Below are 22,936 nucleotides of genomic sequence, written 5' to 3'. Positions count from 1 at the left end.
CCCGGGGTGGTGCTCGGATGACCGGAGTTCCTGACTCCCCCACCTCGCCGACCCGGGGGCCGATGGTGTTGGCAGGGACACAGTGGCGGGACCGCGCCGGGATCTCACCGGCTTCCTCCTCTGCGTCATCCGAAAGGATGTCGCGACCGGTACGAACCGGTCTCGTGAAACCCGATCTCGGGCCTCACCGCGAGAGTAACAGCGCCGAGTGACACCTCTCTGCGCGTCGCCGGAGACCCCCGCGTGCAAGCGCCGCGTGCGCGCTCATAGACGCTGCATCCCCCGAAGAAGCACTCCAACCCCAGGGCGGGTGATCGGAACCTCTGGACCGTGCCGGATGTGTACAAGGGCCGCTGCTCGAGTCTGTACCAGCCTTTACTGCATGTCGCGCTCTTTACCTTTCACTGACCGAGCGACTATCGAGAATTCGAGGAGTCATCCGACATGGTGTCAGGCAACTTTTCCGTCGAGGCAGCAAGATGTTGCCAAAGCTCGATATGGTAAAGCCGTCCGGAGTCGACAAAGAGATCTACACATCGAGTGAAGACGGCGTTTTGACACGTGAGGGCAAGAAGCTTCTCGAAGATTATTCAGGTTACAAGTTCGATTTCCCTCCGGGTCCCGGCCAGCCAGCCCCCTCCGAACGCATCTACATCGCTCAAGCAAGGAGTGCCGAGTATCAGGTCTGTTCGGTGAAGAGAAGCTTCAACGGGCCCAGCCGGCCACGGTAATCCCGCAGCCGGCTTGGCCCGCATTCGATGTCACGGCGCAGGTATCGACCGGCGCCGGATTCACCTACCGGCGAGGTCCTCGGTGTTCAGAGCGGCCTCGGCCGGGTAGATGAGACGCTCGGGTGCGAGGTTCTGGCGACGCGCGAGGGGGTAGTACAGCGCACCGGTGACGATCAGACCCACGATCCAACTGATATCGACCCCGCCCAGCATCTTCGTGACCGGGCCGGTGTACATCGCCTGCGCCAGGAACGGCAACTGCACCGCGACCCCGATGAGGTACACGGCGAGCGCGGGCACATTCCAACTGCCGTAGCGGCCCTCTCGGTCGTACAGCGCGGGAATGTCGACGCGCTCCTTGCTGACGAGGTAGTAGTCGACGAGGTTGATCGCACTCCACGGCGTGAACACCATGAGCAGCACGAGAATGAAGTTCTTGAACGTCGCGATGAAGTCGCTGCTCGCCAACAACGCAATCAGCATCGAGATCGTGACGAAGGCCGCGATGAGAGCGATGCGCGTTCCTCGGGAGACACGGTCGCGGCGGGTGAATCCCGTGATCGTCGTGAGGATCGTCATGAAGCCGCCGTACGCGTTGAGGCAATTGACGGCGAGCTTGCCGATGACGATGACCAGATAGATGACAAAGGCCATCGCGGCCGATCCGGCGAGAGCCCCGAGGACTCCGACCTGGTTTGTGAGAAAGCCGTTACCGGGGACGCTCGCCACCAAAGCACCGAACGTCATAGCGATCTGGCTGCCGATGACGCTGCCGAGGAACGTGCCCCAGAACGTGTGCGCCGCAGGAGTATCAGCAGGCAGGTAGCGGGAGTAGTCGGCGACATACGGCCCATACACGAGCTGCCACCCGGCCGAGACCGAGACGGCCAGGAGGAAGGTCGCGAGCACGAACCCCTCCTTGGGCGCCAGGAGTTCACCCACGCTGTGCTCGGCGAGCAGGCGCACGAACAGGTAGGCGAACCCGAGCAGACCGGTGACGGTCGCGATGCGCCCGAGCAGGTGGATCCACTGGTACCCGAAAACGGCGACGAGCAGGGTGAGCAGCCCGAAGATGACGATGCCGACGGCGGGGGTCTCGGTGCCGAGCATCTTGTTGATCGCCTGCCCGGAGAGCAACGTGCCCGTCGCGGCGAAACCGAGGTACATGATCACCACGAGGATGAGTGGCAGCGCGGCCCCCAGGACCCCGAACTGCGCGCGACTGCTGATCATCTGCGGCAATCCCAGGCGCGGGCCCTGCGCGGAGTGCAACGCCATCACGATGCCGCCGAGCACGTTGCCGATCAGCAGACCGACGATGGCCCACCAGGCATCCGCGCCGAACACCACGGCGAGCGCACCGTCGACGACGGCCGTGATCTGCATGTTCGCACCCAGCCACAGCGTGAACTGACTCCGCGGAGTACCGGTGCGCTCCGCAGGAGGAACTACGTCGATGCTGCGCCGCTCGACCGAGCGTAGCGAGGGCGGCGCCGGTGGCTGAGGGGACGAGGGTGTGGATGGCATAGGTATGCTCCTGCACGCATGACGAGCGCGAGCCGCTCGGTGGGACCGGTCGGCCACTTTCCGGAGGTTACCAGTGGTGCGCCATCGGCGTCTTTGCGAGTGCGCACCCTCGAAGCAGGTGGGGGTAGGGCGTGGGCATACCCCGATCGGGCGGCCCAGCAGCTGTCCGATGCGCTACTGCCCCGGTGGGACGTAGGTCCCCACTGTCGTCGTTCCTGTCAGCTTCCGCAGCCCCGAGACGATGATCTGCATGGCGCACACCGCGTCCTGCGCGGCTGGCGTGCGTTCGAGCAGGGGGAAGCGTTTCAGATGCAAGCACATGGGGGGTTGTCGTGAAGGTTGGGGTGGCGGCGGCGGTTTTGGCCGCTGGAATGGTCGTGGGGGCAGGCGCACCGGGGGCGCAGGCTGCCGGCGCGGTCAGTGCAGTGCGGGCGCCTGGCGAGATCGTCGGGCGCGTGACCTACGTCGTGGACGGCGACACCGTCCATGTGCGGGTCGGGTCTCGCATCGAGAAGGTACGGGTCATCGGCGTGGACACCCCGGAGTTGTCCAAACGACAGTGTTTCTCGACCCAGGCCAAGGCCGCGACGACGAACCTGGTCGCGGGCAAGGTGGTGACGCTACGCGCCGACCGCACGCAGGGCGATCGTGACCGTTACCACCGACTGTTGCGTCACGTGATCCTGCCGGACCGGTCGTCGCTGGCGCAGCGGCTGATCGCCAACGGTTACGGACGCGAATACACCTACGCCAAGCCCTACGTCGGCCAGAGCACCTTCCGTTCGGCCCAGGCCCGAGCGATGAAGGCGCGCCGCGGCGTGTGGAGCGCGACGTGCGCCAAGCAAGGTGTCGGCCGCCCGTTGACGCAGGCGGTCACCAAGCCGAAACCGAACGCCAAGCCGGTTGCAGGTCGCTGCACCATCAAGGGGAACATCAGCAGCAGCGGCGAGAAGATCTATCACCTTCCCGGCCAGCGGTACTACAACGCCACCAAGATCACCTTGAACAAAGGCGAGCGCTGGTTCTGCTCCACCCGGGATGCCCAGCGAGCGGGCTGGCGTCCAGCCAAGGTCTGACTTTCCTGCGCGGATGAGGTGACCGACAGCGAAACCGAAGCGCCTGGCGCAGTTCTGGGATGGCTCTGACGCGTGAGGTCAACGCCGGAGACGGGCCGAGTCTGGGTCATTGCGGGCCAGCACCGGCGTTGCCGCGGTGGGCGGCTCGTCGGTTTCTGGCCCCTGGGCGGCCTCCTCGAGTTCGACCGCTTCGATCGAGGTGGCCCCGTGCAGCTCCCGGTTTCGGTGCGCGGTGGCGTACTGGCCGTCATGTTCGAAAGTGACCTCGACGTTCTGGAACCCCTTGATCGCCTGTGCCCGGGCGAGCCGGCTGTAAGTGTGCCGGTCGGCATCGGTCAGGTCCACCAGATCAGTCATCGGGGTCAGCAGCGAACGCGGATACAGCTTTCGAGCCATCACCACGTTCACCTCAAGGCAGATCACCAACACGATCGAGGCAAGGAACAGCCACGCTAGAAGTCCCAGGACCACCGCGAAGACACCGTTGGTAGCCGATGAGCGCGCCACCACCGACTGCACGAAGGCTCCACCACCGGTTTGCAGCCCCTGCCAGGCCAGACCGGCCAGCAGCGAACCCGGCAACACCTCACGGGTCGTCAGCGCCTTGGCCGTGCCCAGGCGACAGATGAGGACGAAGAAGAAACTCGACAGCAGCAGCGACCCGACACTGGCCAGCATCGCCGAACGGTCGGTGAGCGGAAAGTTCGTCGCGCGTAGCGCCGAACTGAGCTGACTCAGCAGCGTCGTGGCGAGCACGAACAGACCGAGGATTCCGATGAGTCCGAGGCTACGCAGCCTGCTGGTGAACGGATTGGGCCGCTCGTTGCGCCGCACACCCCAGGTGAAGTTCATGGCGTTCTGGATGGCCTGGGCTACCCCCAGCGACCCGTACAACGCCGTCAGCACAGCGACGATGGCAGCGGTCCCGCTACCGGTCAGTTTCTGCGCCTCGATGTCATGCCCGATCACCGGGATCTGGCTGGCCGCAGAAGCGAGGATGGCCTCCCGCAGCCCCGGATCGCTCTCCAAAGCAAAACCCAGAATCGTGGACAGCAGCAGGAACATCGGGAACATCGAGATGAACGCGTAGAACGCGATGATCGCGGCGAGATAGACGCCTTGGTCGTCGAAGAACTTGTAGAGCACGGCGAGCGGAGCACCCAACGCCGGATGCTTGCGCTGAACTCGATCCAGCCACTGGATGACCGGCATGCCGCTACCTCCTCAGCCCTTCGGCCACGATCATGACACGCCACCCTGACTCGCCCCGCCCGACCCGCGCCACCGGGTGTCGCGCCCCCCCTGCCGGCCCCGCCTACCCCTCGCCGTCTGGTTGCAGAGCCGGTATCGGCGCCCGGGTACAGGCCGGTACCGTAATCGGCATGTCCCCTACGCCCGGCGCCGCCACCAGCCAGCGCAGCGCTCGTCGCGATGTCGGCGACCGATGCCCCGGGGCTGTGCGCCTGCACGAAGCCGCTGACGGCGCCCTGGCCCGAATCCGACTACCCGGCGGGGCGCTGGGCCTGGAGCAGGCCCAGGCGCTGGCTCACCTGGCCGAAGAACTCGGCGACGGCGACATCCACCTCACCGCCCGCGGTAATGCCGAGATCCGTGGCCTGGATCCGACCAGCGCCCAACTGCTGACCACCCGGCTCAGCGACGCCGGTCTACTGCCCTCGGTGGCCCACGAACGGATGCGCAACATCCTGGTCTCGTCGTTGGCAGGCCTGGATGGGACAGGGCACCTCGCCCCCGCAGGCGGGCTCCCCCTGGTCGCCGAACTCGACGCCCTGCTCGTCAGCGAGCCGGACTGTGCGGCGCTCTCGGGCCGTTTCCTGTTCGGCATCGACGACGGCCGCGGCGACGTGGTCGTCTGCGAACCCGACCTGACCGCCGTGGCAACCAGCGCGGGTCTGCGGCTGCTCCTCGGCGGGCATCCGCTCGGACTCGTTGTCCAACCGGACCAGACTCCGCGCGCGCTACAGGTGCTGGCTCTCACTTTCCTGCACTACTGCCGCTCCCGGCAGTTGCCGGCGTGGCGGGTCGCCGACCTGGACGCAGCGGCGCTCCGCGAACTGGGCACTCTGGCCACGAACGAGGTGGCCTCGGCCCTGCCCACCCAGCCCGACCCGGACCCCAGCCCCGCCACGGCGCGCCGTCCCGAACCCCAGGAAATGCTCGGCCTGATCGGCACCGACCCGGTCGCGTTGGGTGTCGGACTCCCGCTCGGGGTAGCCCCCGGCGCCACCTGGGAAGCGCTCGCGCAGATCGCGGCCCAGGGTGAGGGGGTGCTGCGCACCACCAGCACTCGCGGCGTCATCATCGGCGGCCTGTCCCCCGCCCACGCGCGGCGCGCCCGGGAAACGGCCACTGAGCTCGGGCTGGTCACAGACCAATCCAGCGACTACGCCCGTGTCTCCGCCTGCACCGGGCTTCCCGGCTGCGCCTCATCGCGCGCCGACCTGCGCTCCGATATTCGCCAGGTTGCCGGGCGCACCTCAGAGCAACCCGTTGGTAGTTCGCTGCTGCATGTCAGCGGTTGCGAGCGCCGCTGTGGTCACCCGCGCACGCCGCACCTGGAGGCCGTCGCGACCGGCTCGGGATACGCCCTGGCGCGCGCTGACGGGGCGCCTGCGACCGGCGAATCCACCGGGGAACAGATCGAGACGATGTATACCGTCATGAACATGTGGAGGAACGCGTGAAGTACGACTACATCACCGACGGGGCCGAGATCTACCGGAGATCGTTCGCGACCATCCGGGCAGAATCGGACCTGGCACGATTCTCGGAGAATGAGGATCGGGTGGCGGTGCGGATGATCCACGCCTGCGGCTCCACCGACCTCGCAGCCGACATCGTCTTCTCTGAGAATGCCTGCAGCGCGGCGATGACGGCCCTGCAAGGCGGCGCGCCGATCCTGGTCGACACCAACATGGTCGCCAGTGGTGTCACCCGGCACCGGCTACCGGCTGAGAACGAGATCGTCTGCCTGCTGCGCGATGAGTCGGTGGCCGACCTGGCCAAACAGATCGGCAACACCCGCACCGCCGCCGCGGTCGAGTTGTGGGGGGAACGCATCGACGGTGCGGTCCTTGCCATTGGCAACGCCCCCACCGCGCTGTTCCACCTGTTGGAGATCCTGCAGGACAAGCCGTGGCGCCCGGCGGTCGTGTTGGGGATGCCGGTCGGCTTCATCGGCGCAGCCGAATCCAAGGAGGCGCTGATCGCCAACGACCTCGGCCTGGAGTACATCGCAGTCCGCGGGCGTCGTGGCGGCTCGGCCATCACCTGCGGAGCGCTGAACGCGCTGACCCTGCCGAGCGAATGAGCACCCCACACTCCAGCGGCACCCTGTTCGGGGTCGGCGTCGGACCCGGCGACCCCAAGCTGCTCACCCTTGCCGCAGTGGAGACCATCACGCACGCCGACGTCATCGCCTACCACCAGGGCCCCCGTGGTTCCTCGATCGCCCGAGGCATCGCCGAACCCTACTTCCGCGAAGGCCATATCGAAGAGGTCCTGACCTACCCGGTCACCACCGGCAGCACCGAGCATCCGGGCGGCTACCGGGGCGCCATCGATGAGTTCTACGACCAAGCCGCCGCACGACTGGCCACTCACCTGGATGCCGGCCTGCACGTGGCGGTGTTGGCCGAGGGTGACCCGTTCATGTACAGCTCGTTCCAGCACATGCACGAACGGCTCGCCCACCGCTACGAGACCGTGATCATCCCCGGCATCAGTTCGGTGACCGCCTGCAGTTCGACGCTGGAACGCCCGCTGGTCGAAGCCGAAGAGACCCTGACCGTCATCCCCGGCACCCTGCCTCAGGAGCGACTGACCACGCTGCTGGCCCAGGCTGACTCCGCCGTCATCATGAAGCTGGGACGCACCTTCCCCAAGGTGCGGGCAGCGCTGGAGGAGTCCGGCCGGCTCGATGAGGCTTGGTACGCCGAGCGCGTCAGCCAGGGCGAGCGGCAGAAGGTCACCCCGTTGCACGAGGTCGATCCGAGCCAGGTGCCCTACTTCTCGCTGGCTGTCGTTCCCAGCCGGGTCGGCGCCGCGGACTGGATGCCCTCCGCGGCGCGCGGCGCGAGTGCTGCCGCCCAAGCCACCGAGCTCAGCACAGACGGGGTGGATGAACCCGGCTATGTCGAGGTTGTCGGCCTGGGTCCGGCCGGGGCGCAGTGGCGCTCCCCCGAGGTGGAGGCCGCGCTATCCCGGGCCACCGACGTCGTCGGGTACACGACCTACGTCGCCCGGGTGCCCGCCCGCGCCGGCCTGGTCATGCACGACAGCGACAACAAGGTCGAGTCCGAGCGAGCCGAGTTCGCACTCGACCTGGCGCTGCGCGGTCGACGGGTCGTTGTCGTCTCATCAGGGGACCCCGGTGTCTTCGCCATGGCGACGGCCGTGCTGGAGGTGGCCGGGCAGGAGCGTTACCGCAGCGTCCCGGTGCGGATCCTTCCCGGCATCACCGCCGCGCACGCGGCCGCCTCCCGGGTGGGCGCGCCGCTGGGGCACGACTACGCGACGATCTCGCTGTCGGACCGGCTCAAGCCGTTCGATGTGGTGCGGGAGCGAGTGCTCGCTGCTGCCGCAGCCGATCTCGTGCTGGCGCTGTACAACCCGGCCTCTAAGGAACGCACCTGGCAGGTGGGGCGCCTCAAGGAGGACCTGCTCACCGTGCGCGACCCGAAGACCCCGGTGGTGTTGGCCCGCGCCATCGGAGACCCGCAGGGTGAGCGAGTGCTGCTGACCTGCCTGGGCGATCTTGACCCGGCGCTGATCGACATGCGCACCCTGATCCTCATCGGCTCCAGCCAGACCAGGGTCGATGAGCGCCACGCAGGGGCGAACTCGGTCGGGGTACGCACGAGCAGCGACGAAGCGACTTCACTGCAGGATTCGGCATCCAGGGAATACGTGGTGTGGACCCCGCGCCGCTACCCCGAGACTGCCGACTGAGCAGGGAGCATCGCTGACCGATCGACGAGCGCGGTCGAGGCGGTGTGTGGACGAAACGGGCCCCGAGGCGTTATGCCTGCTGGGGCCCGTTTCCTCGGCTGGGGGCGACGCGGGCGCGGCTCCGCCAGATCGCCGAAACAGCCCTGCCGAGAGCCCTGGGGGTCCCGGGTGTCCCCGACAGACCCGTCAATCTCCGGTCAGCGCCGTCTCGTCGCCGCTGTCGGTGCGCGCAATGCTGTCGAGGCGCTCTGTGCCGGCGGGGCCGCCTGGAAGCGGCGCGGGCAACGGGTCGGCGCGGCGGGCTGCCGCGCAAGCTGCCGAGTACAGATGGCTGTCAGCGAAATCGCCTGCGAGCAGCACTTGGCCTACAAACAGCAGCGCGGTCCGCCGGATGCCGCGCCCCCGGACTTGGCTGGCCAGGTCGGCCAGCGTCGTCCGCACGACGACCTCGTCCGGGCGGCTGGCCATCGCCACCACCGCGGCCGGGCAGCCCGGCCCGTAGTGCGGAACGAGGGTGTCGACGACCTGCTCAACGAGGTTGGTGGCCAGGTGCAGCACGAGCAGCGCCCCGGTGCGGGCCAGGGACTCCAGCTCCTCCCCCGGCGGCATCGCGGTCGCGTTTCGGGCGGCGCGGGTGAGCACAACGGTCTGCCCGACGGTGGGCACCGTCAGTTCCTGCCCCAGCGCCGCCGCTGCAGCCGCGTAGGCCGGCACACCCGGCGTCATCGTGTACGGGATACCAAGCGCTTCCAGGCGTCTGATCTGCTCGCTGACCGCCGAGAACACCGACAGATCCCCCGACTGCAACCGGGCGACGTCCTGCCCCCGGGCATGGGCGTCGGCCATCTCAGCGATGATCGCGTCCAGATCCATGTCAGCGGTGTCGACCAGTCGCGCCCCGGCCGGGCAGTGCGCGATGATCTCCCCCGGCACCAGAGCGCCGGCGTACAAACACACCGGGCTGGTCTCGATGAGCCGCAGCGCCTTGACCGTGATGAGTTCGGGGTCGCCCGGCCCGGCGCCGATGAAATGCACAGTCACGGTTCTCAGTTCTCCTTCGCGGGATCGTCGGTTCAGGGTAGCCAGGTCCAGGCCGCAGCGCGGACGAGCCGTTCCGCGGGGCTCTGGGGTTGGAGCGCGCCGGCGAGACTCCACAGCTCGCAGATCGGCCGGCAGCAGACCGACGCCCTGGGTAGTCGGGCAGAGGCTCAGCAACCCCTCCTTCGGCAGACAGCTTCTGCAGCGCAGCCCCGACGTGCCCCGCCGGACGGCCTGAGGCGCCCAAGGCCGGCAACCGCCCTGTTCACTGCCATGTCCAGGTGTCGTCGCACGGGGTGACCATGGCCTGCCTGTTCGACCCGGCGCGGCCCAGGATCCCCGAGTCGAGGTAGCGCGTCGTCGAGGAGCCGATGATGACGACCTCGAAAAGCGCCGCCCCTTCGCCGTCGAACTCGGCAAGAGTGCTGGTCACCACATGCTGCTGCGGCAGGCTGGGGTCTTGGACGAGCGCGACGGGCGTGCTTGCGGGCCGGTGCGCCGCCATGATCCCCAGCACCTTGGCCAGCTGCCAGGTGCAGGTGTGGCTGCCGGAGTTGTACAGCACGGTGACGAGATCACCTGCTGCCGCAGCGCGAACTCGGCGTTCGATCACCGGCCAGTGGGCGTGCACATCGGAAAGCGACAGGGTGACGTGGTCCTGTCCCAGCGCCGCCCCGAGGATGGCGCTACCGGCCGAGCCCGCGGTGACGCCCGGCACCACGTCGATGCGCACCGGGTCGTGGCCGTGCTCCATCTCCTGGGCCGCCACCTGCAGAGTGGAACCGGCGATGGAGGACTTCCCCGGGTCACCGGGGCAGATGAGCGCGACGGTGTGTCCAGCGCGGGCATGCTCCAGCGCGGTGTGTGCGCGCTCTTGCGCGGCGTCGGTGTCGGCAGCGAAGACCCGCGTCCCAGGGCGTAGCAACCCGCGTACCTGATCGACGTGGCCGCTGTCGCCGAGGACGACATCGGCCTTGGTGATGACCGCTCGTGCCCGCGGCGTGCGCAGGTCGCGGGCCCCCGGCCCCAACCCGACGATGCTGAGCCGTCCCCGCGGCCTGCGTCGCCCGATCGCGACCGTGGATCGGTTCGTCTTCTGTTTGGGGACGATGAGTCGGGCTCCGGCCAGCACCACCGAGGCTTCGGCCACGCTGGGCGTGCCGACCTCGGCCTGCACGGTGGCGCTGGGTGTGGGTACCTGCGCGGTCGCCAGCTGCTCGGCGGCGAAGGTGTGCAGCCCAACCCCGAGCTCCTCGGCCAGGGCGATCAGCCCGTCCTCGTCAGCTTTGGCCTCTGCGGTGACGAGTGCGCTGATGCTGGCGCGGGCCAGCAGGTTCTCCTGCAGCACCGAGTCCAGATGGGCGCGTAGCTCCGGCAGTGGTGTTCCCCGGTGGCAGCCCATCCCCACCACCAGACTCGGTGGCGACAGCACCACCGTCGGCAACATCCCGGACATCACTATCCGCGGGTCCATATCTGTGACCAGGACGCGGCCGGCAGCATCGGGGGCCGCCGGTGCTGCGTTTTCGGGCAACTCCGGCAACGGCCAACCTGCGGGGTTGTCGATGTCGACCGGCGCTCCCTGCAGCAAAGCCCGGGTCACGGTGGCGGCATCACCGACGAACGGCCAGCCCAGCGCGTCCAGCGCCGGGTAGCCCAGGGAGTCAGTGCTGGTGGTGAGCACGGCCTGGGCGCCGATCGCCTCCGCAACCGCAGCCGCGACCCGGTCAGCGCTGCGCAGCCGTCCCTGGAGTAACGCGATGACGAAGTGGCCACCATGATCGAGCACCACGACCCCAGGGTCCTCGGCCGCGGTGCGCAGCAGCGGCGCGATGAGCCGCATCGTGACGCTGGCCCCGAGGTGGCTGAGGATGACATCGCAGTCGGTCCAAGCGGCCGGCAGTCCGCTGGCTGCGGACCCCTCGAAACGTTCGCTGGTGACCCCCAGTGCGGCATCGATCCGGTCAGCGCGTTCGCGACCCGCCGCGGTGTCGGTGAGGTGCCCCAGCCGTAGGTCGCTGCCGTCATACGTGTGAAGACTCATTGCTGCGCTCCTGGCTGGGCCGCGGCAGGCGCTGCCGGGTCGGGGTCGAGGGGTGGTCCGGCGACAAGGAGCCGCAGGTCGTTCGGTTCCAGGTCGGCGAGGGCTGCCAGCACTTCCGGGGGTAGGTCGGCCTCGCCGGAGTTCTGAGCGTGTGGCGCGTCGCCGGGTTCACCCCAGGCTCGTTGGGCGCCAGGGCCGATCGGTTCACACGGGTGGACGCGCAACATGGTCCACGCGCGCTGGGGCACCGCCTGCGCCAGTCGCTCAGCCGCGGGGGCCCCGTCGAGGGTGACCGCGATGGTCCGCAGCCGCGGCGCGGTGGCGATGGCCTGGGCCAGCAGGGTGATGTTGGCTTCGACGTCGCCGACACCCACCAGACCGACGTAGAGCGCGTCGGGGTCGAGCAGGAGCTCGGAGTCTTCGTCCCAGCGCCGCGGCCAGGACCAGGCCAAGGCGGCGGCTCCGGTGCACGGCACCTGCGCGAACGGCGCGGCCAGCCCCCATCCACCGAGCAGGGCCAGGTCGCCGGGGCCTACTGCGAGCGCACCGGCGATCAGGGAACCGAGGTGGTTATCCACCAGTCCCACCTCATGCCATGCGGGTTCGCTCACCGCGGGCGCACCCAGCCGCCAGGGACTCTGAGTAGCCGGGTTCTCCGGGACCGGCTCTTCGCCCTCGGGGGCAAGCGCGAGCACCACGTTCGGTTCGCGCACGTCGTCCAGGTCCAGCGCCAATGCCTCCTCGATGCTCAGCCGGCGGACGCGCTCGTCGGCTTCGCCCAGGCGTTCGGCGAGCACGAGGTCACGCGGCCAGAACGGTCGCAGTGCATAGGCGATCTCGAAGATTCCTGCGCCGGGCCCGGTCATCACCCCGACCATGGCGTGCGCACGGACCACGTTGATCGCCCGGCGCAACTCGCTGCCGCAGGCGGAGACGATGTGGGCCTCCTCCCAGGGCAGACCAAGCCGCCCGAAGGCGGTGGCGACGGCATTCGCCCGCGGGCGCACCATGGGTTGCAGGCCCGCGCTGCGCAGTCGGCGCACGATGCCGAACAAGGCCGGGTCGCCACTGTCGAGGATGACTGCACGCTCATGCTCGGCGAGCCCAGTGAGACGCTCAAGAGCCGGTTGCAACGGCCCCAGGGTGAAGCGAGCCACCGGCGGCACGGCGAAGGCATCCAGGTGTCGTTTATCGCCGACCACGACATCTGCCGCGGCCACCAAGGCGCGTTCGGTAGGGGTGGGTGCGCCGTCGTATCCCAGAACGATGATGCGGGGTGCCTCACTCATTTCGGATTCCTGCCTCGTCGCGATGGGCATCGGCTCGTTGTTCGGCGCCGGTGAGGTGCCCGGCCGCCGGGCTGGTGGGAGTGTGCCCGCGGCCGAGGCCGCCCCGCACCGAAACCGTGCCGGAGCCTGGGGTGGTTGAGCTGCGGGGCCGACCCCCCCACTCTGATGCCGAGCCGCGTGCGACTCATCGACTCACCCTCTCGCATCGCAGGCAACGCCCGTATCCGGGCGTACTCCGGCCCCCATCCTGCCCCGGTTGCGTGCGCGGGCTCAGCCGGGGTGCCGCTCAGCCGAATGCCGTGCTCGGCGCCCTGATGAGCTGCCGCATGGCCTGCTCCTGCCGGCGGCGGGCCGTGCCGGCTCAGGCCCCGGGAGCGGCCGCGATCAGCTCATGTACCCACTCGATCGCGCCCTCGGGGTCGGGGACGCAGGTGAGCCCTTCGGGTAGCGGGGGGCGGCGCACGATGACGACTGGTAGGCCCAGTTCCCGGGCGGCCCAGATCTTTGCGATGGTGGCGCCGCCGCCGCTGTTCTTGGTCACGATGACGTCGATGGCCTTGGCTTTGAGCAACGCCAGTTCCTCAGCTACCGCGAACGGGCCCTTGTCCAGGAGGATTTCGTGGTTGGCCGGTAGCGGGGGCTCGGGGGGTTCGACGCTGCGCAGCAGGCAGTAGGCGCGGACCTCGGCAAAGGCTGAGGCTTCCTGGCGCCCGGTGGTGACGAACAGCCGGCTGCCGAGCCGGTCGGCGGTCGCTGCGGCCTCTGCGACGGTGTCGACTTCATGCCACCGGTCGGCCGGACGCTGCGTCCAGGCAGGCCGGTCGACCCGCACCAGCGGCACCCCGAGCACCGAGCACGCCTTAGCCGCGTTGTGGGTCATCTCGGCCGCGAACGGGTGAGTGGCATCGATGACCGCGTCGATCTTGTCCGCAAGTAGGTGCGCCATGAGCCCGTTGACTCCGCCGAACCCGCCGACTCGCACCGGACCGGGTAGCTTCGCTGGATCGCTGACCCGCCCGGCCAGGGAGGTCGTCACGTCGACGTCGGCCATTTCGGACAACGCTCCAGCCAGTCGTCGCCCTTCGATAGTGCCTCCGAGCAGCAGCACTCTGCGGGGTTCGTGCGACATCCGTTGCGTGGTGGGCATGTACTCAGTGTCCACGTTCTGCCTGCGAATTCACCTCTGTCTCTCGCATACCTCAGCGCGCTGCCGCAGCGATGGACCTAAATTGCCTATTGGCCTGCAACGGCCGAACCAGATCCAGACGCCCTGTGAGTTTCATGGCACCGCTGGCGGCAAGGTCACATCCGGTACCGGCTATCGAGCAGTCATCCCCGACCCGGAAACAGCGGTGACCTGTGGCTGACGGCACGCGGGCAACGACTGTTCGCACTCGCTGCAAACGCATTACGCCGACCTTTTCGGCCCTGCCGGCAACGAAAGCCCGAACGCAGTGCTGGTGAGGCTGGTGCCGCCCGCAGCGGTAATACTCATATCTGCACTGCGCGGCCCCGGCGATGAGGGCCGGGGCCGCGCAGGTCGTGCTCACTCGCCGGACGTCGGCCGGCGGGCGGTGATTACTGGGTGATCTTGCTCAGCGTCGGGTCGTCCTTGTAGGACTCCTTCGCGTTCTCCTTGGTGACGATGACCGGCTCGAGCAGGTTGGCCGGAACGACCTTGTTGCCGTTGTTGTAGCTCTCGGCGTCGGTGACCTTGGCTTCCTTACCTGCCTGCAGGTCCTTGACCATGTTGATGGTCTCACTGACTAGGTTGCGGGTGTCCTTGTTGATCGTGGAGTACTGCTCACCGGCCATGATCGACTTGACCGACTCGACCTCGGAGTCCTGACCGGTGACGACTGGGACCGGCTTGCCGGCCTGCTTCACCGAGGTGATGATGGCCCGCCCCAGAGTGTCGTTCGGGGACAGCACGCCGTCGAGTTGCGCGCTGGAGTAGTTGCTGGACAGCAGGGTATCCATGCGCTTCTGGGCGTTCTCGGCCTTCCAACCCTGGGTGACGACCTGGTTGAAGTCCTTCTGGCCAGAGACCACCTTCAGGGTGCCGTCGTCGATCTTGGGCTGCAACACACTCATCGCACCGTCGAAGAACACCTTGCTGTTGGCGTCGTCCGGCGAACCGGCGAAGAGCTCGATATTGTACGGACCGTTGGGCTTCTTGGCTTCCATGCCCTCCAGCAGCGCCTGGCCCTGAAGTTCACCGACCTTGAAGTTGTCGTAGGCGACGTAGTAGTCGACGGCGTCGGTGTTCTTCACCAGGCGGTCGTAGGCGATGACCGTGGCGCCGGAATCCTTGGCGGCCTGCAGCTGCGTTCCGAGCTGGCTGCCGTCGATGGCGCCGACGACGATGACCTTGGCGCCCTTGGTCACCATCGACTGGATCTGGTTCTGCTGCTCGGAGACGCCGGCGTTGGCGAACTGCACGTCCGCTTTGAAACCTGCATCCGCCAGCCCCTTGTTGAACAGTCCCTCGGCCAGCACCCAGTTCTCGGAGGTCTTCTGCGGCAACGCAACACCGATAAGAGAATCAGCAGGGAAGCCTTGGGCGGCGCTGGCATCGCCGCCGGCCGACGGGTTCGCCCCCGCGCCCCCGGAGGTATCGCCTCGGCCACAACCCGTAAGGGCGAGGATCGAAGCCGCCGCCAACGCGACAACGGTGGTAGTGGTCCTAGCCATGGTGGTTCTTCTTTCTGTCGGTCCCGCTGCGTCGTCGCAGTCGGAATGGGATTCGTGCCTGGAAGCTCGCCCGGCCGGCGAGCTCCTGCTCAGTTGGAGAACGGTGCCGCCGTCGAACCGCCGCGGTCCGCGGCCGGTGGGGGCGGTGCCACTGGATCAAGACCGGCCCGGGCAACCGTGTCCTGCGAGCCGTGATTGCGCATCAGCAGGCCGATGATCGAGGGCTTGCCCTGCTTCTTGTTGAAGACGTCGAAGGCGACTGCGATCAGCAACACCAGACCTTTGATGATCTGGGTTTGGTCAGCGCCTACCCCCAGCAGCTGTAGGCCGTTGTTCAGGACGGCCATGACGAGGCCACCGGTGATGGATCCGACGACCGTACCGACACCGCCGGTGACCGCCGCGCCACCGATGAAGACGGCCGCGATCGCGTCGAGCTCCCAGCCGACACCGTCAAAGGGACCGGATGCGGTCGAGCGGGCCACGAACATCATCCCGGCCAAGGCTGCCAGGATCGACATGTTCATCATCACCAAGAAGTTGACCAGCTTGCTGCGCACGCCGGACAACTCGGCCGCGTGCCGGTTGCCACCGACCGCATACACATGGCGGCCGATGATCGTGCGCGAGGAGATGAAGCTGTAGAGCACAACGAGGACGGCCAGGATGATGCCTGACTTCGGGAACGAGGTGCCGGTGGGGCCGGAGGCGAACAGCAGCGTCGCTACCAGCAGCGCCCCGCTGATGAGCAGGAGCTTGATCGCGACCACCCAACCAGGGAGCAGCTCGGCGCCGACCTTGCGCAGGTTGGCCCGGTTGCGCAGGGTGCCGAAGATGATCGCGCCGATGAGGACGAGGCCCAGCAGCAGGGTGAGGTTGTTGTAGCCGGTGTTCGGCCCCACCTCGGGCAGGTATCCGCGCCCGATCTCTTGGAAGTCCCGCGGCACCGGCACGGTCAGCGACTTACCCACGTACTGGTTCACCCCGCGGAAGATGAGCATCCCGGCCAAGGTGGTGATGAACGCGGGAATCCCGACGTAGGCCACCCAGAAACCCTGCCAAGCCCCGATCAGGGCGCCGAGCAACAGACCGAGCAGGATGCCGGCCCACCACGGGATCCCCCAGTCGCGCATGGCGATCGCCACACAGATACCGACCGCTGCAGCCACCGATCCCACTGACAGATCGATATGTCCGGCGATGATGACCAGCACCATCCCGATCGCCATGACGAGGATGTAGCTGTTGCCCTGGAAGAGGTTGATGACGTTGACGGGTTTGAGCATGAGCCCGTCGGTCCTGATCCAGAAATAGGCGATGAGCGCGACGAGCGCGAAGATCATCCCGAACTGACGGATGTCTCCACCGAAGATCTGCTTGAGGTTCTTCATGGTCTGCCTTGTGTTGTCAGGCCTACGCGGTCGCGCGGCTCGTCGAGGTAGTGGTCATGTGACGCATGAGGGTCTCTTGATCGGCCTGCTCACGGGCGAACTCGCCGGTGATGGCCCCCTCACAGATGGTGTAGATCCGGTCGGAGAGGCCGATGAGTTCCGGCAGTTCCGAGGAGACGACGATGATGCCCTTGCCCTGATCGGCGAGTTTCTGGATGACGCCGTAGATCTCGTACTTGGCTCCCACGTCGATGCCGCGGGTCGGCTCGTCCAGGATGAGCAGTTCAGGCCCGGTGAACAACCACTTGGCCAGCACGACCTTCTGCTGATTGCCACCGGACAGTGTCGAGATGCCGTCATCGACGCTGGGAGTTTTGATCCGCAGTGAGGTGCGGTACTCCTCGGCAGCCGTGTACTCCTGGCGGCGGTCGACCACGAGACGTTTGGCGATTTTGCCCAGGGCCGCGGAAGTGGTGGTGACCTTGATGTCGTCCAGAAGGTTCAGACCGAGGCTCTTGCGGTCCTCGGTGACGTACCCGATACCGGCCGCGATTGCCGCTGGCACCGACCGCAGCACGAGCGGCTCACCGTTCATCACCAAAGTACCGCCTCTGAAAATGCCGTACGAGCGACCGAAAATCGAGCGCATCAGCTCAGTGCGTCCGGCACCCATCAAGCCGGCGAAGCCGACGATCTCACCGCGGCGCACATGGAAGGTGGAGCCCTTGCATACGAAACGACCCGGGATGTTCGGGTGTTCGACGGTCCAGTCCTTCACTTCAAGAAAGGTCTCGCCGATCTTGGGCGTGTGCTCCGGGAAGCGCGACTCCATCGGCCGCCCGACCATCCCGCGGATGATTCGATCCTCGTCGACCCCGCCGCTGCTCACATCGAGGGTCTCGATGGAACGCCCGTCGCGGATGATCGTCACCCGGTCGGCGATGGCCGCGATCTCGTTGAGCTTGTGCGAGATGATGATCGAGGTGATTCCGCGCGCCTGCAGCCCGCGGATGAGGTCGAGCAGATGGGCCGAGTCGGTCTCATTCAACGCCGCGGTCGGCTCGTCCAGAATGAGCAGTTTCACGTTCTTGGCCAGAGCCTTGGCGATCTCCACGAGTTGCTGCTTACCGACGCCGATGTTCTTCACCGGTGTCTCGGGAGCCTCCGACAGGCCGACGTGCTCGAGCAGCTCCCGAGCCTTGCGGTTGGTCTCGACCCAGTCGATGACGCCGCGACGGGTGCTCTCATTGCCCAGGAAGATGTTCTCGGCGATGCTCAACTCCGGGATGAGCGCGAGTTCCTGATGAATGATGACGATCCCGGCGGCCTCGCTGGCCTTGATGTCACTGAAGCGGCACTCCTGGCCGTCGTAGAAGATCTGACCGGCGTAGGTGCCGTACGGGTAGACGCCCGAGAGCACCTTCATGAGGGTGGACTTGCCGGCACCGTTTTCGCCGCAGATGGCGTGGACCTCGCTGCGCCGCACGTTCAGGAAGACGTCCTGCAGCGCTTTGACCCCCGGAAACTCCTTGGTGATCCCCCGCATCTCTAGCACGGGTGGCTCGTCAGACATCTGTCTTCTCCTTCAAGTCCGACGACAGTGGCGCACTTCTTGTTCAAAGAGTGAACGGCCCAGAAACCTATGTTGTCAAGCGTTAAACACAGCAAGGGTCCAATCCCGTCACAGCCACGAGTCCTGGGGCACGCTGCGCAGGACCTGAGTGCAGGCCCCCAAAGCCTCAGCCCTGCCTGCCAACGTGGACAGCACGATCGAGGTCGCCTCGGCGATGGTGGGCACGGCATGTCGGGCCAACCCGCGGCGGACAGGCTCCAGGAACAGATCCCCGATCGGGGTGAGCGGACCGCCCACGACGATCACGCCGGGCGCGAGAAGGTTTGCCACGCCGCCGAGCACACCGCCCAAGGCATACCCGGCATCCTGGATGACCCGGACGGTGGCAGAGTCCCCGCGATTAGCGCGTTCGATGAGCTCCTCAACGGTGGGTGGCTGTGCCGAACCAGCCCCCACTGCCTCCAGGATGGCCCGCACCGAGGCCACTGCCTCCAGACAACCGCGGGCTCCACAGCGGCAGATCGGCCCGTACTCACTCACCGCGGTGTGACCAATTTCTCCCGCCATCCCGACCGAGCCGCGGTGCAGCCTGCCATCCAGCAGCAGCCCTGCCCCGACTCCGGAGGCGACCTTGACGAAGAGCAGGTCGTTGGCGTCGACGTGCGGACCCCAGGTCGTTTCGGCGATAGCGCCCAGGTCAGCGTCATTGTCGACGAGAACGGGCAGGTCCAGGCGGTCTGCGAAGATTCTCGACAGGTCCAACCCGACCCACTCCGGCAGCACCGCGCCGTGCCCGACCTCCCCGGTGCGTCGATCGATCGGAGCGGGAACCCCGACCCCGCATCCGACGACGTCGGCGTGCGCCAGCCCGCCGCGGCGCAGCACATCGGCCAAGGTGTCCGCGACCGCGTCCACGGTCTGCTGCGGGCGATGATCAGTCGGCAACGGCCGCTCTACATCGGCGAGGATCTCGCGCGAACCGGTGCAGGCGATGACCCGCATATGCCGGCGTCCGACATCGACCCCGATGGCCACCTTCCGCCCTGCCTGTTCGCCCAGTTCCACCAGCACCGCCCGCCGACCGGAGCGGATGGTGTTCGATGTCCGCACCACCTCGCGCTCACCCAGGTCCCGGACGAGGTTGGACACCGTCGCCGCCGACAGCCCGGTAGCTCGCACCAGAGCGGTCTGGGTACTGGGCCCGTTCTCACGCAGGACGCCCAGGAGTCGGTGCATGTTGGCCTCTCGCAAGGCACTTTGCGAGCCGGCCCCGCGCCGGCCAGGAGGCAGTGTGGAGCGTGCAGCCGTCATGGCCGTCATCGTGGGCGACATCCACCTTGTTGTCAAGAAGTAAACGCAAGGGTGGAGACTGCCGCCGCACTGGCGGTCTCCACCGGGCTGGGACATGAATGGATTACGACCGGGAGAACAGCCGTGTCGGGGCCCGGCGACGAGGAGGTGAACTGGTCCGACACCTCCTGGGAAGACACTGTCCAGCACCGGATCTCATCGCCATCCGAGGCCAGGATCCTGCGGCGAGCGCTTCGCCAGGATGAGCGCCGCGAAAGGCCTGCAGGCTCGGCACACGCAGGGAGACGATCAGCCCGGGGTGACACCATAACTAGGTGAGCACCCCGTCTGATGCCCCAGCGACGCCGCCGCCCGCCCCCGCCGGCGGACGCACCGCGCAGCTGGAACACACCGGTCTGCGCCCCGGCTGGACTACCGGCGCCTGCGCAACCGCTGCCGCAACCGCAGCCTGGACTGCCCTGCTCAGCGGGGAGTTCCCCGACCCAGTCCAGATCAACCTGCCTAAAGGCCGTAGCCCTGCCTTCGCGTTGACCTTCGAGGACACCGGCCAGGATGAGCAGGGCCGGTGGGCGATGGCCGCTATCACCAAGGACGCCGGCGACGACCCTGACGTCACCCACATGGCCGTCGTCCGGGCCACCGTGCGCCCTGGCCCAGCCGGTTGCGGGGTTCGCTTCGCAGCAGGCCCCGGGGTGGGAACCGTGACGCTGCCGGGTTTGCCGCTGGAGGTGGGCGAACCGGCGATCAACCCGATGCCGCGGCGCTTCATCACCGAGCACCTGCAAGCGGTTTCGAGCAGGCTCGGTGCCGCCGCCGACGTGCTCGTCGAAGTGTCTGTCGACAACGGCCAGCAGATTGCCGAGAAGACCTGGAACCCGCGCCTGGGCATCCTGGGCGGACTCTCCATCCTGGGCACTACCGGGGTCGTGGTCCCCTACTCGTGCGCAGCCTGGATCGACTCCATCCACCGGGGAATCGACGTGGCCAGAGCCATGGGCCATACCCACGTCGCCGGCTGCACCGGTTCCACGTCGGAGAAGGTCGTCCTGGCCGAATACGACCTGCCCGAGACGAGCCTGCTCGATATGGGTGACTTCGCCGGAGCGGTCCTGAAACACCTGCGTCGCCACCCGGTGGACCGGCTCACCATCTGTGGCGGCTTCGCCAAACTCTCCAAGCTGGCCGCCGGTCATCTCGATCTGCACTCCGGGCGTTCCCAAGTCGACCTGTCGCTGTTGGCGAACCTGGCGATCTCAGCCGGCGCAGATGAGGAACTGGCGGGTGCCATCCGAAACGGCAATACAGGGTTGGAAGCGTTGCGCACCGCGCAAGCAGCCGGGATCGCCTTGGGCGACGCCGTCGCACTCGAAGCCCGCAGCGTGGCCCTGGCGACGCTGAAGGGGGCGCCGGTGTGTGTCGATGTCATCTGCATCGACCGCGCCGGGGCTGTCGTGGGTCGTTGCGCGCCCGCCGCCTAAGATGCCCGGCGTGAACCGCTTTGAGGCCACCCTCGTCCACGGCAGCGACTTCCTGCTGCGCCCGCCGGATCTGAACGACGTCGAGGCGATCACTATCGCCTGCCAGGACGACCAGGCAATGCGGTGGCTGCCCATCCCCCGCCCCTACACCCAAGATGACGCGCGTGCCTTCATCCAGGACTACGCCGTGCGGCAGCTGGAGGCCGGGACCGGCATTGTTTTTGCGCTCGCTTCCGAGAGCGTCCAGAGCCCTGGCGACAGCAACTTCGCCGGACTCATGGACCTCAAACACACCGACTGGAGCACCGGCTGCACCGAGATCGGCTATTGGACGGCGCCGTGGGCCCGCGGCGCCGGCCTGACCGCCCGCGCGGCCCGGCGGCTTGCTGAATGGGCCATCTACGAGAAGGGACTGGATCGGGTGCAGTTGTGCGCCGCGCTCGGCAACGACGCCTCGGCCGGGGTGGCCCGGCGTGCCGGGTTCGTCGCCGAAGGCATCGCCCGCAGCAGCGGAGTCACCGCCGGCGGTCGGGTCGACATGCAGGTCTTCTCGCTCATCAGCGCGGATCTGCCATGAGCGGCCGCGGCGATCCAACAATCACCCTGGTCGGCATCGGCGCCGAGGGTTGGTCCGGCCTATCGGGCACCTCGCAGGCGGCGCTGTGCCAGGCCGGAGTCGTGCTGGGCTCCCCCCGACAGCTCGACCTGCTGCCGCCGCAGGTCAGCGCGCGACGCGTCTGCTGGGGCAGCCCGTTGCTGCCCTCGCTCGGGCCGCTCGTCGAGCAGCACCGCGGTGATGGTCTGGTCGTTCTTGCCTCCGGGGATCCGATGCACTTCGGGGTGGGACGGGCTCTTATCGCCCAGGTCGGTCCTGATGCTGTGCATGTCCTGCCGCACCCCTCCTCGATCACGCTGGCCTGCGCCCGTCTCGGCTGGCCGGTGGAGGACGTCACGGTCGTCTCGGGGGTGGGCAGGCCGCTGGAATCGGTGCGTGCCGCGCTGCACGAGGGCGCCCGGGTGTTACTGCTCTCGGCCGGCGCGCAGACCCCGGGCGAACTGGCCGAATTGCTCACCGCCAGCGGCTACGGCGACAGCACCATGAATGTCCTGGCCGAGCTGGGCGCCGACACCGAGACCCTTGTTTCGAGCCCCGCCCGGGACTGGCCGGGTGACCAGGTCAGTGCCCTGAACATCGTCGGGGTGGAATGTCGACGCGACCCGGCGGCGCTGCGGCTGGGGCTGACCCCGGGATTACCGGACGAGGCCTACCTCAGCGACGGACAACTCACCAAGCGCGACGTGCGAGCGATCACCCTGGCCACGCTGGCGCCTGCTCCCGGGGAGCTGCTGTGGGACGTCGGTGCCGGTTCCGGCTCGATCAGCATCGAATGGATGCGCGCCCACCCCAGCGCGCGCGCCATCGCCATCGAGTCGCATCCGAACCGCGCTGCCCGTATCGAGGCGAACGCACGCGCCCTCGGCGTGCCTGCCCTCCGACTCGTGCAGGGCCGTGCGCCGCAGGCTCTGCAGGGGTTGCCCAGCCCCGACGCGATCTTCGTCGGCGGCGGGTTGACCAGTGCCGGGCTGCTCGATCAATGCTGGGCGGCGCTGCGACCAGGCGGGCGCCTGGTCGCCAACACCGTCACCCTGGATTCTGAGGCTCTACTGTTCCAGGCTTATCAACGCCTGGGCGGCCAACTGACTCGGATCGCGATCGAAAAGGCCAGTGCCGTGGGATCTTTCACCTCCTGGACACCGGCGCGTCCGGTCACCCAATGGTCGGTCGTCAAGGGGTGACGGCGAGCTCCCCGAG

The 22,936-nt window shown here is 67.6% G+C and carries 17 protein-coding genes and 1 riboswitch; of the genes, 7 read left to right on the top strand and 10 right to left on the bottom strand.

What is annotated here, in order from left to right:
* Nucleotides 1-6 precede the first annotated feature (6 nt).
* Nucleotides 7-176, bottom strand: a riboswitch (cobalamin riboswitch).
* A 615-nt stretch (nucleotides 177-791) separates the two neighbouring features.
* Nucleotides 792-2,258: a purine-cytosine permease family protein gene (locus tag G9V96_RS00525; RefSeq protein ID WP_168581286.1), complete on the bottom strand. Its 1,467-nt coding sequence runs from the start codon at nucleotides 2,256-2,258 to the stop codon at nucleotides 792-794.
* A gap of 332 nt (nucleotides 2,259-2,590) precedes the next feature.
* On the opposite strand from G9V96_RS00525, the gene G9V96_RS00520 reads away from it, so the two are divergent.
* Nucleotides 2,591-3,334, top strand: coding sequence for a thermonuclease family protein (locus G9V96_RS00520; RefSeq protein ID WP_226913351.1), 744 nt, complete (start codon nucleotides 2,591-2,593; stop codon nucleotides 3,332-3,334).
* 78 nt (nucleotides 3,335-3,412) lie between these two features.
* On the opposite strand, the gene G9V96_RS00515 is transcribed toward G9V96_RS00520, so the two are convergent.
* Entirely contained in the window at nucleotides 3,413-4,546 is a 1,134-nt protein-coding gene (locus G9V96_RS00515) for a YihY/virulence factor BrkB family protein (protein ID WP_210424428.1), read from the bottom strand.
* Nucleotides 4,547-4,716: 170 nt separating this feature from the next.
* Here G9V96_RS00515 and G9V96_RS00510 point away from each other — a divergent pair, with 170 nt between their 5' ends.
* The 3 genes from G9V96_RS00510 to G9V96_RS00500 are packed head-to-tail and all read left to right on the top strand — an operon-like array spanning nucleotide 4,717 to nucleotide 8,305.
* Nucleotides 4,717-6,039: a precorrin-3B synthase gene (locus G9V96_RS00510; protein ID WP_168581285.1), complete on the top strand. Its 1,323-nt coding sequence runs from the start codon at nucleotides 4,717-4,719 to the stop codon at nucleotides 6,037-6,039.
* Nucleotides 6,036-6,665, top strand: a complete 630-nt coding sequence (locus tag G9V96_RS00505) for a precorrin-8X methylmutase (RefSeq protein ID WP_210424427.1) — start codon at nucleotides 6,036-6,038, stop codon at nucleotides 6,663-6,665. The genes G9V96_RS00510 and G9V96_RS00505 overlap by 4 nt, the downstream gene beginning before the upstream one ends.
* A complete protein-coding gene (locus tag G9V96_RS00500) occupies nucleotides 6,662-8,305 on the top strand; it encodes a precorrin-2 C(20)-methyltransferase (RefSeq protein WP_168581283.1) in 1,644 nt (547 codons plus the stop codon). The genes G9V96_RS00505 and G9V96_RS00500 overlap by 4 nt, the downstream gene beginning before the upstream one ends.
* A 186-nt stretch (nucleotides 8,306-8,491) precedes the next feature.
* Here G9V96_RS00500 and cobM read toward each other — a convergent pair whose 3' ends face one another.
* The 8 genes from cobM to G9V96_RS00460 all read right to left on the bottom strand — a co-directional run bounded on the left by cobM (nucleotide 8,492) and on the right by G9V96_RS00460 (nucleotide 19,645).
* Nucleotides 8,492-9,346: a precorrin-4 C(11)-methyltransferase gene (cobM, locus tag G9V96_RS00495; RefSeq protein WP_168581282.1), complete on the bottom strand. Its 855-nt coding sequence runs from the start codon at nucleotides 9,344-9,346 to the stop codon at nucleotides 8,492-8,494.
* A 262-nt stretch (nucleotides 9,347-9,608) separates the two neighbouring features.
* Nucleotides 9,609-11,387: a cobalamin biosynthesis protein gene (locus G9V96_RS00490; protein WP_168581281.1), complete on the bottom strand. Its 1,779-nt coding sequence runs from the start codon at nucleotides 11,385-11,387 to the stop codon at nucleotides 9,609-9,611.
* On the bottom strand, nucleotides 11,384-12,676 hold the full coding sequence (cbiE, locus tag G9V96_RS00485) for a precorrin-6y C5,15-methyltransferase (decarboxylating) subunit CbiE (RefSeq protein WP_168581280.1): 1,293 nt from the start codon (nucleotides 12,674-12,676) through the stop codon (nucleotides 11,384-11,386). The genes G9V96_RS00490 and cbiE (G9V96_RS00485) overlap by 4 nt, the downstream gene beginning before the upstream one ends.
* A gap of 361 nt (nucleotides 12,677-13,037) precedes the next feature.
* Complete coding sequence (locus G9V96_RS00480) at nucleotides 13,038-13,823, bottom strand: cobalt-precorrin-6A reductase (protein ID WP_226913350.1); 786 nt, start codon at nucleotides 13,821-13,823, stop codon at nucleotides 13,038-13,040.
* Nucleotides 13,824-14,254: 431 nt separating this feature from the next.
* Entirely contained in the window at nucleotides 14,255-15,370 is a 1,116-nt protein-coding gene (locus G9V96_RS00475; protein WP_168581279.1) for a substrate-binding domain-containing protein, read from the bottom strand.
* Between the two features lie 89 nt (nucleotides 15,371-15,459).
* A complete protein-coding gene (gene mmsB, locus G9V96_RS00470; RefSeq protein ID WP_168581278.1) occupies nucleotides 15,460-16,761 on the bottom strand; it encodes a multiple monosaccharide ABC transporter permease in 1,302 nt (433 codons plus the stop codon).
* 22 nt (nucleotides 16,762-16,783) lie between these two features.
* Nucleotides 16,784-18,334 carry a multiple monosaccharide ABC transporter ATP-binding protein gene (gene mmsA / locus G9V96_RS00465; RefSeq protein WP_168581277.1) on the bottom strand — a complete coding sequence of 517 codons (1,551 nt, stop codon included), beginning with the start codon at nucleotides 18,332-18,334 and terminating at the stop codon, nucleotides 16,784-16,786.
* 108 nt (nucleotides 18,335-18,442) lie between these two features.
* Nucleotides 18,443-19,645 carry an ROK family transcriptional regulator gene (locus G9V96_RS00460; protein WP_168581276.1) on the bottom strand — a complete coding sequence of 401 codons (1,203 nt, stop codon included), beginning with the start codon at nucleotides 19,643-19,645 and terminating at the stop codon, nucleotides 18,443-18,445.
* A 314-nt stretch (nucleotides 19,646-19,959) separates the two neighbouring features.
* On the opposite strand from G9V96_RS00460, the gene G9V96_RS00455 reads away from it, so the two are divergent.
* From G9V96_RS00455 to cbiE (G9V96_RS00445), 3 genes are read left to right on the top strand one after another with little or no spacing between them, the layout of a single operon-like run.
* Nucleotides 19,960-21,123 carry a cobalt-precorrin-5B (C(1))-methyltransferase gene (locus tag G9V96_RS00455; RefSeq protein ID WP_168581275.1) on the top strand — a complete coding sequence of 388 codons (1,164 nt, stop codon included), beginning with the start codon at nucleotides 19,960-19,962 and terminating at the stop codon, nucleotides 21,121-21,123.
* 10 nt (nucleotides 21,124-21,133) lie between these two features.
* Nucleotides 21,134-21,700: a GNAT family N-acetyltransferase gene (locus G9V96_RS00450; RefSeq protein ID WP_168581274.1), complete on the top strand. Its 567-nt coding sequence runs from the start codon at nucleotides 21,134-21,136 to the stop codon at nucleotides 21,698-21,700.
* On the top strand, nucleotides 21,697-22,920 hold the full coding sequence (cbiE, locus tag G9V96_RS00445) for a precorrin-6y C5,15-methyltransferase (decarboxylating) subunit CbiE (RefSeq protein ID WP_168581273.1): 1,224 nt from the start codon (nucleotides 21,697-21,699) through the stop codon (nucleotides 22,918-22,920). Before G9V96_RS00450 ends, cbiE (G9V96_RS00445) begins: the two co-directional genes overlap by 4 nt.
* Nucleotides 22,921-22,936 lie beyond the last annotated feature (16 nt).

Origin of the sequence: Gephyromycinifex aptenodytis (assembly GCF_012277275.1) — a bacterium.
GTDB classification, from domain to species: domain Bacteria; phylum Actinomycetota; class Actinomycetes; order Actinomycetales; family Dermatophilaceae; genus Gephyromycinifex; species Gephyromycinifex aptenodytis.
Note: the sequence above shows the minus strand (reverse complement) of the source record. Positions and strands in the feature narration are given on the sequence as shown.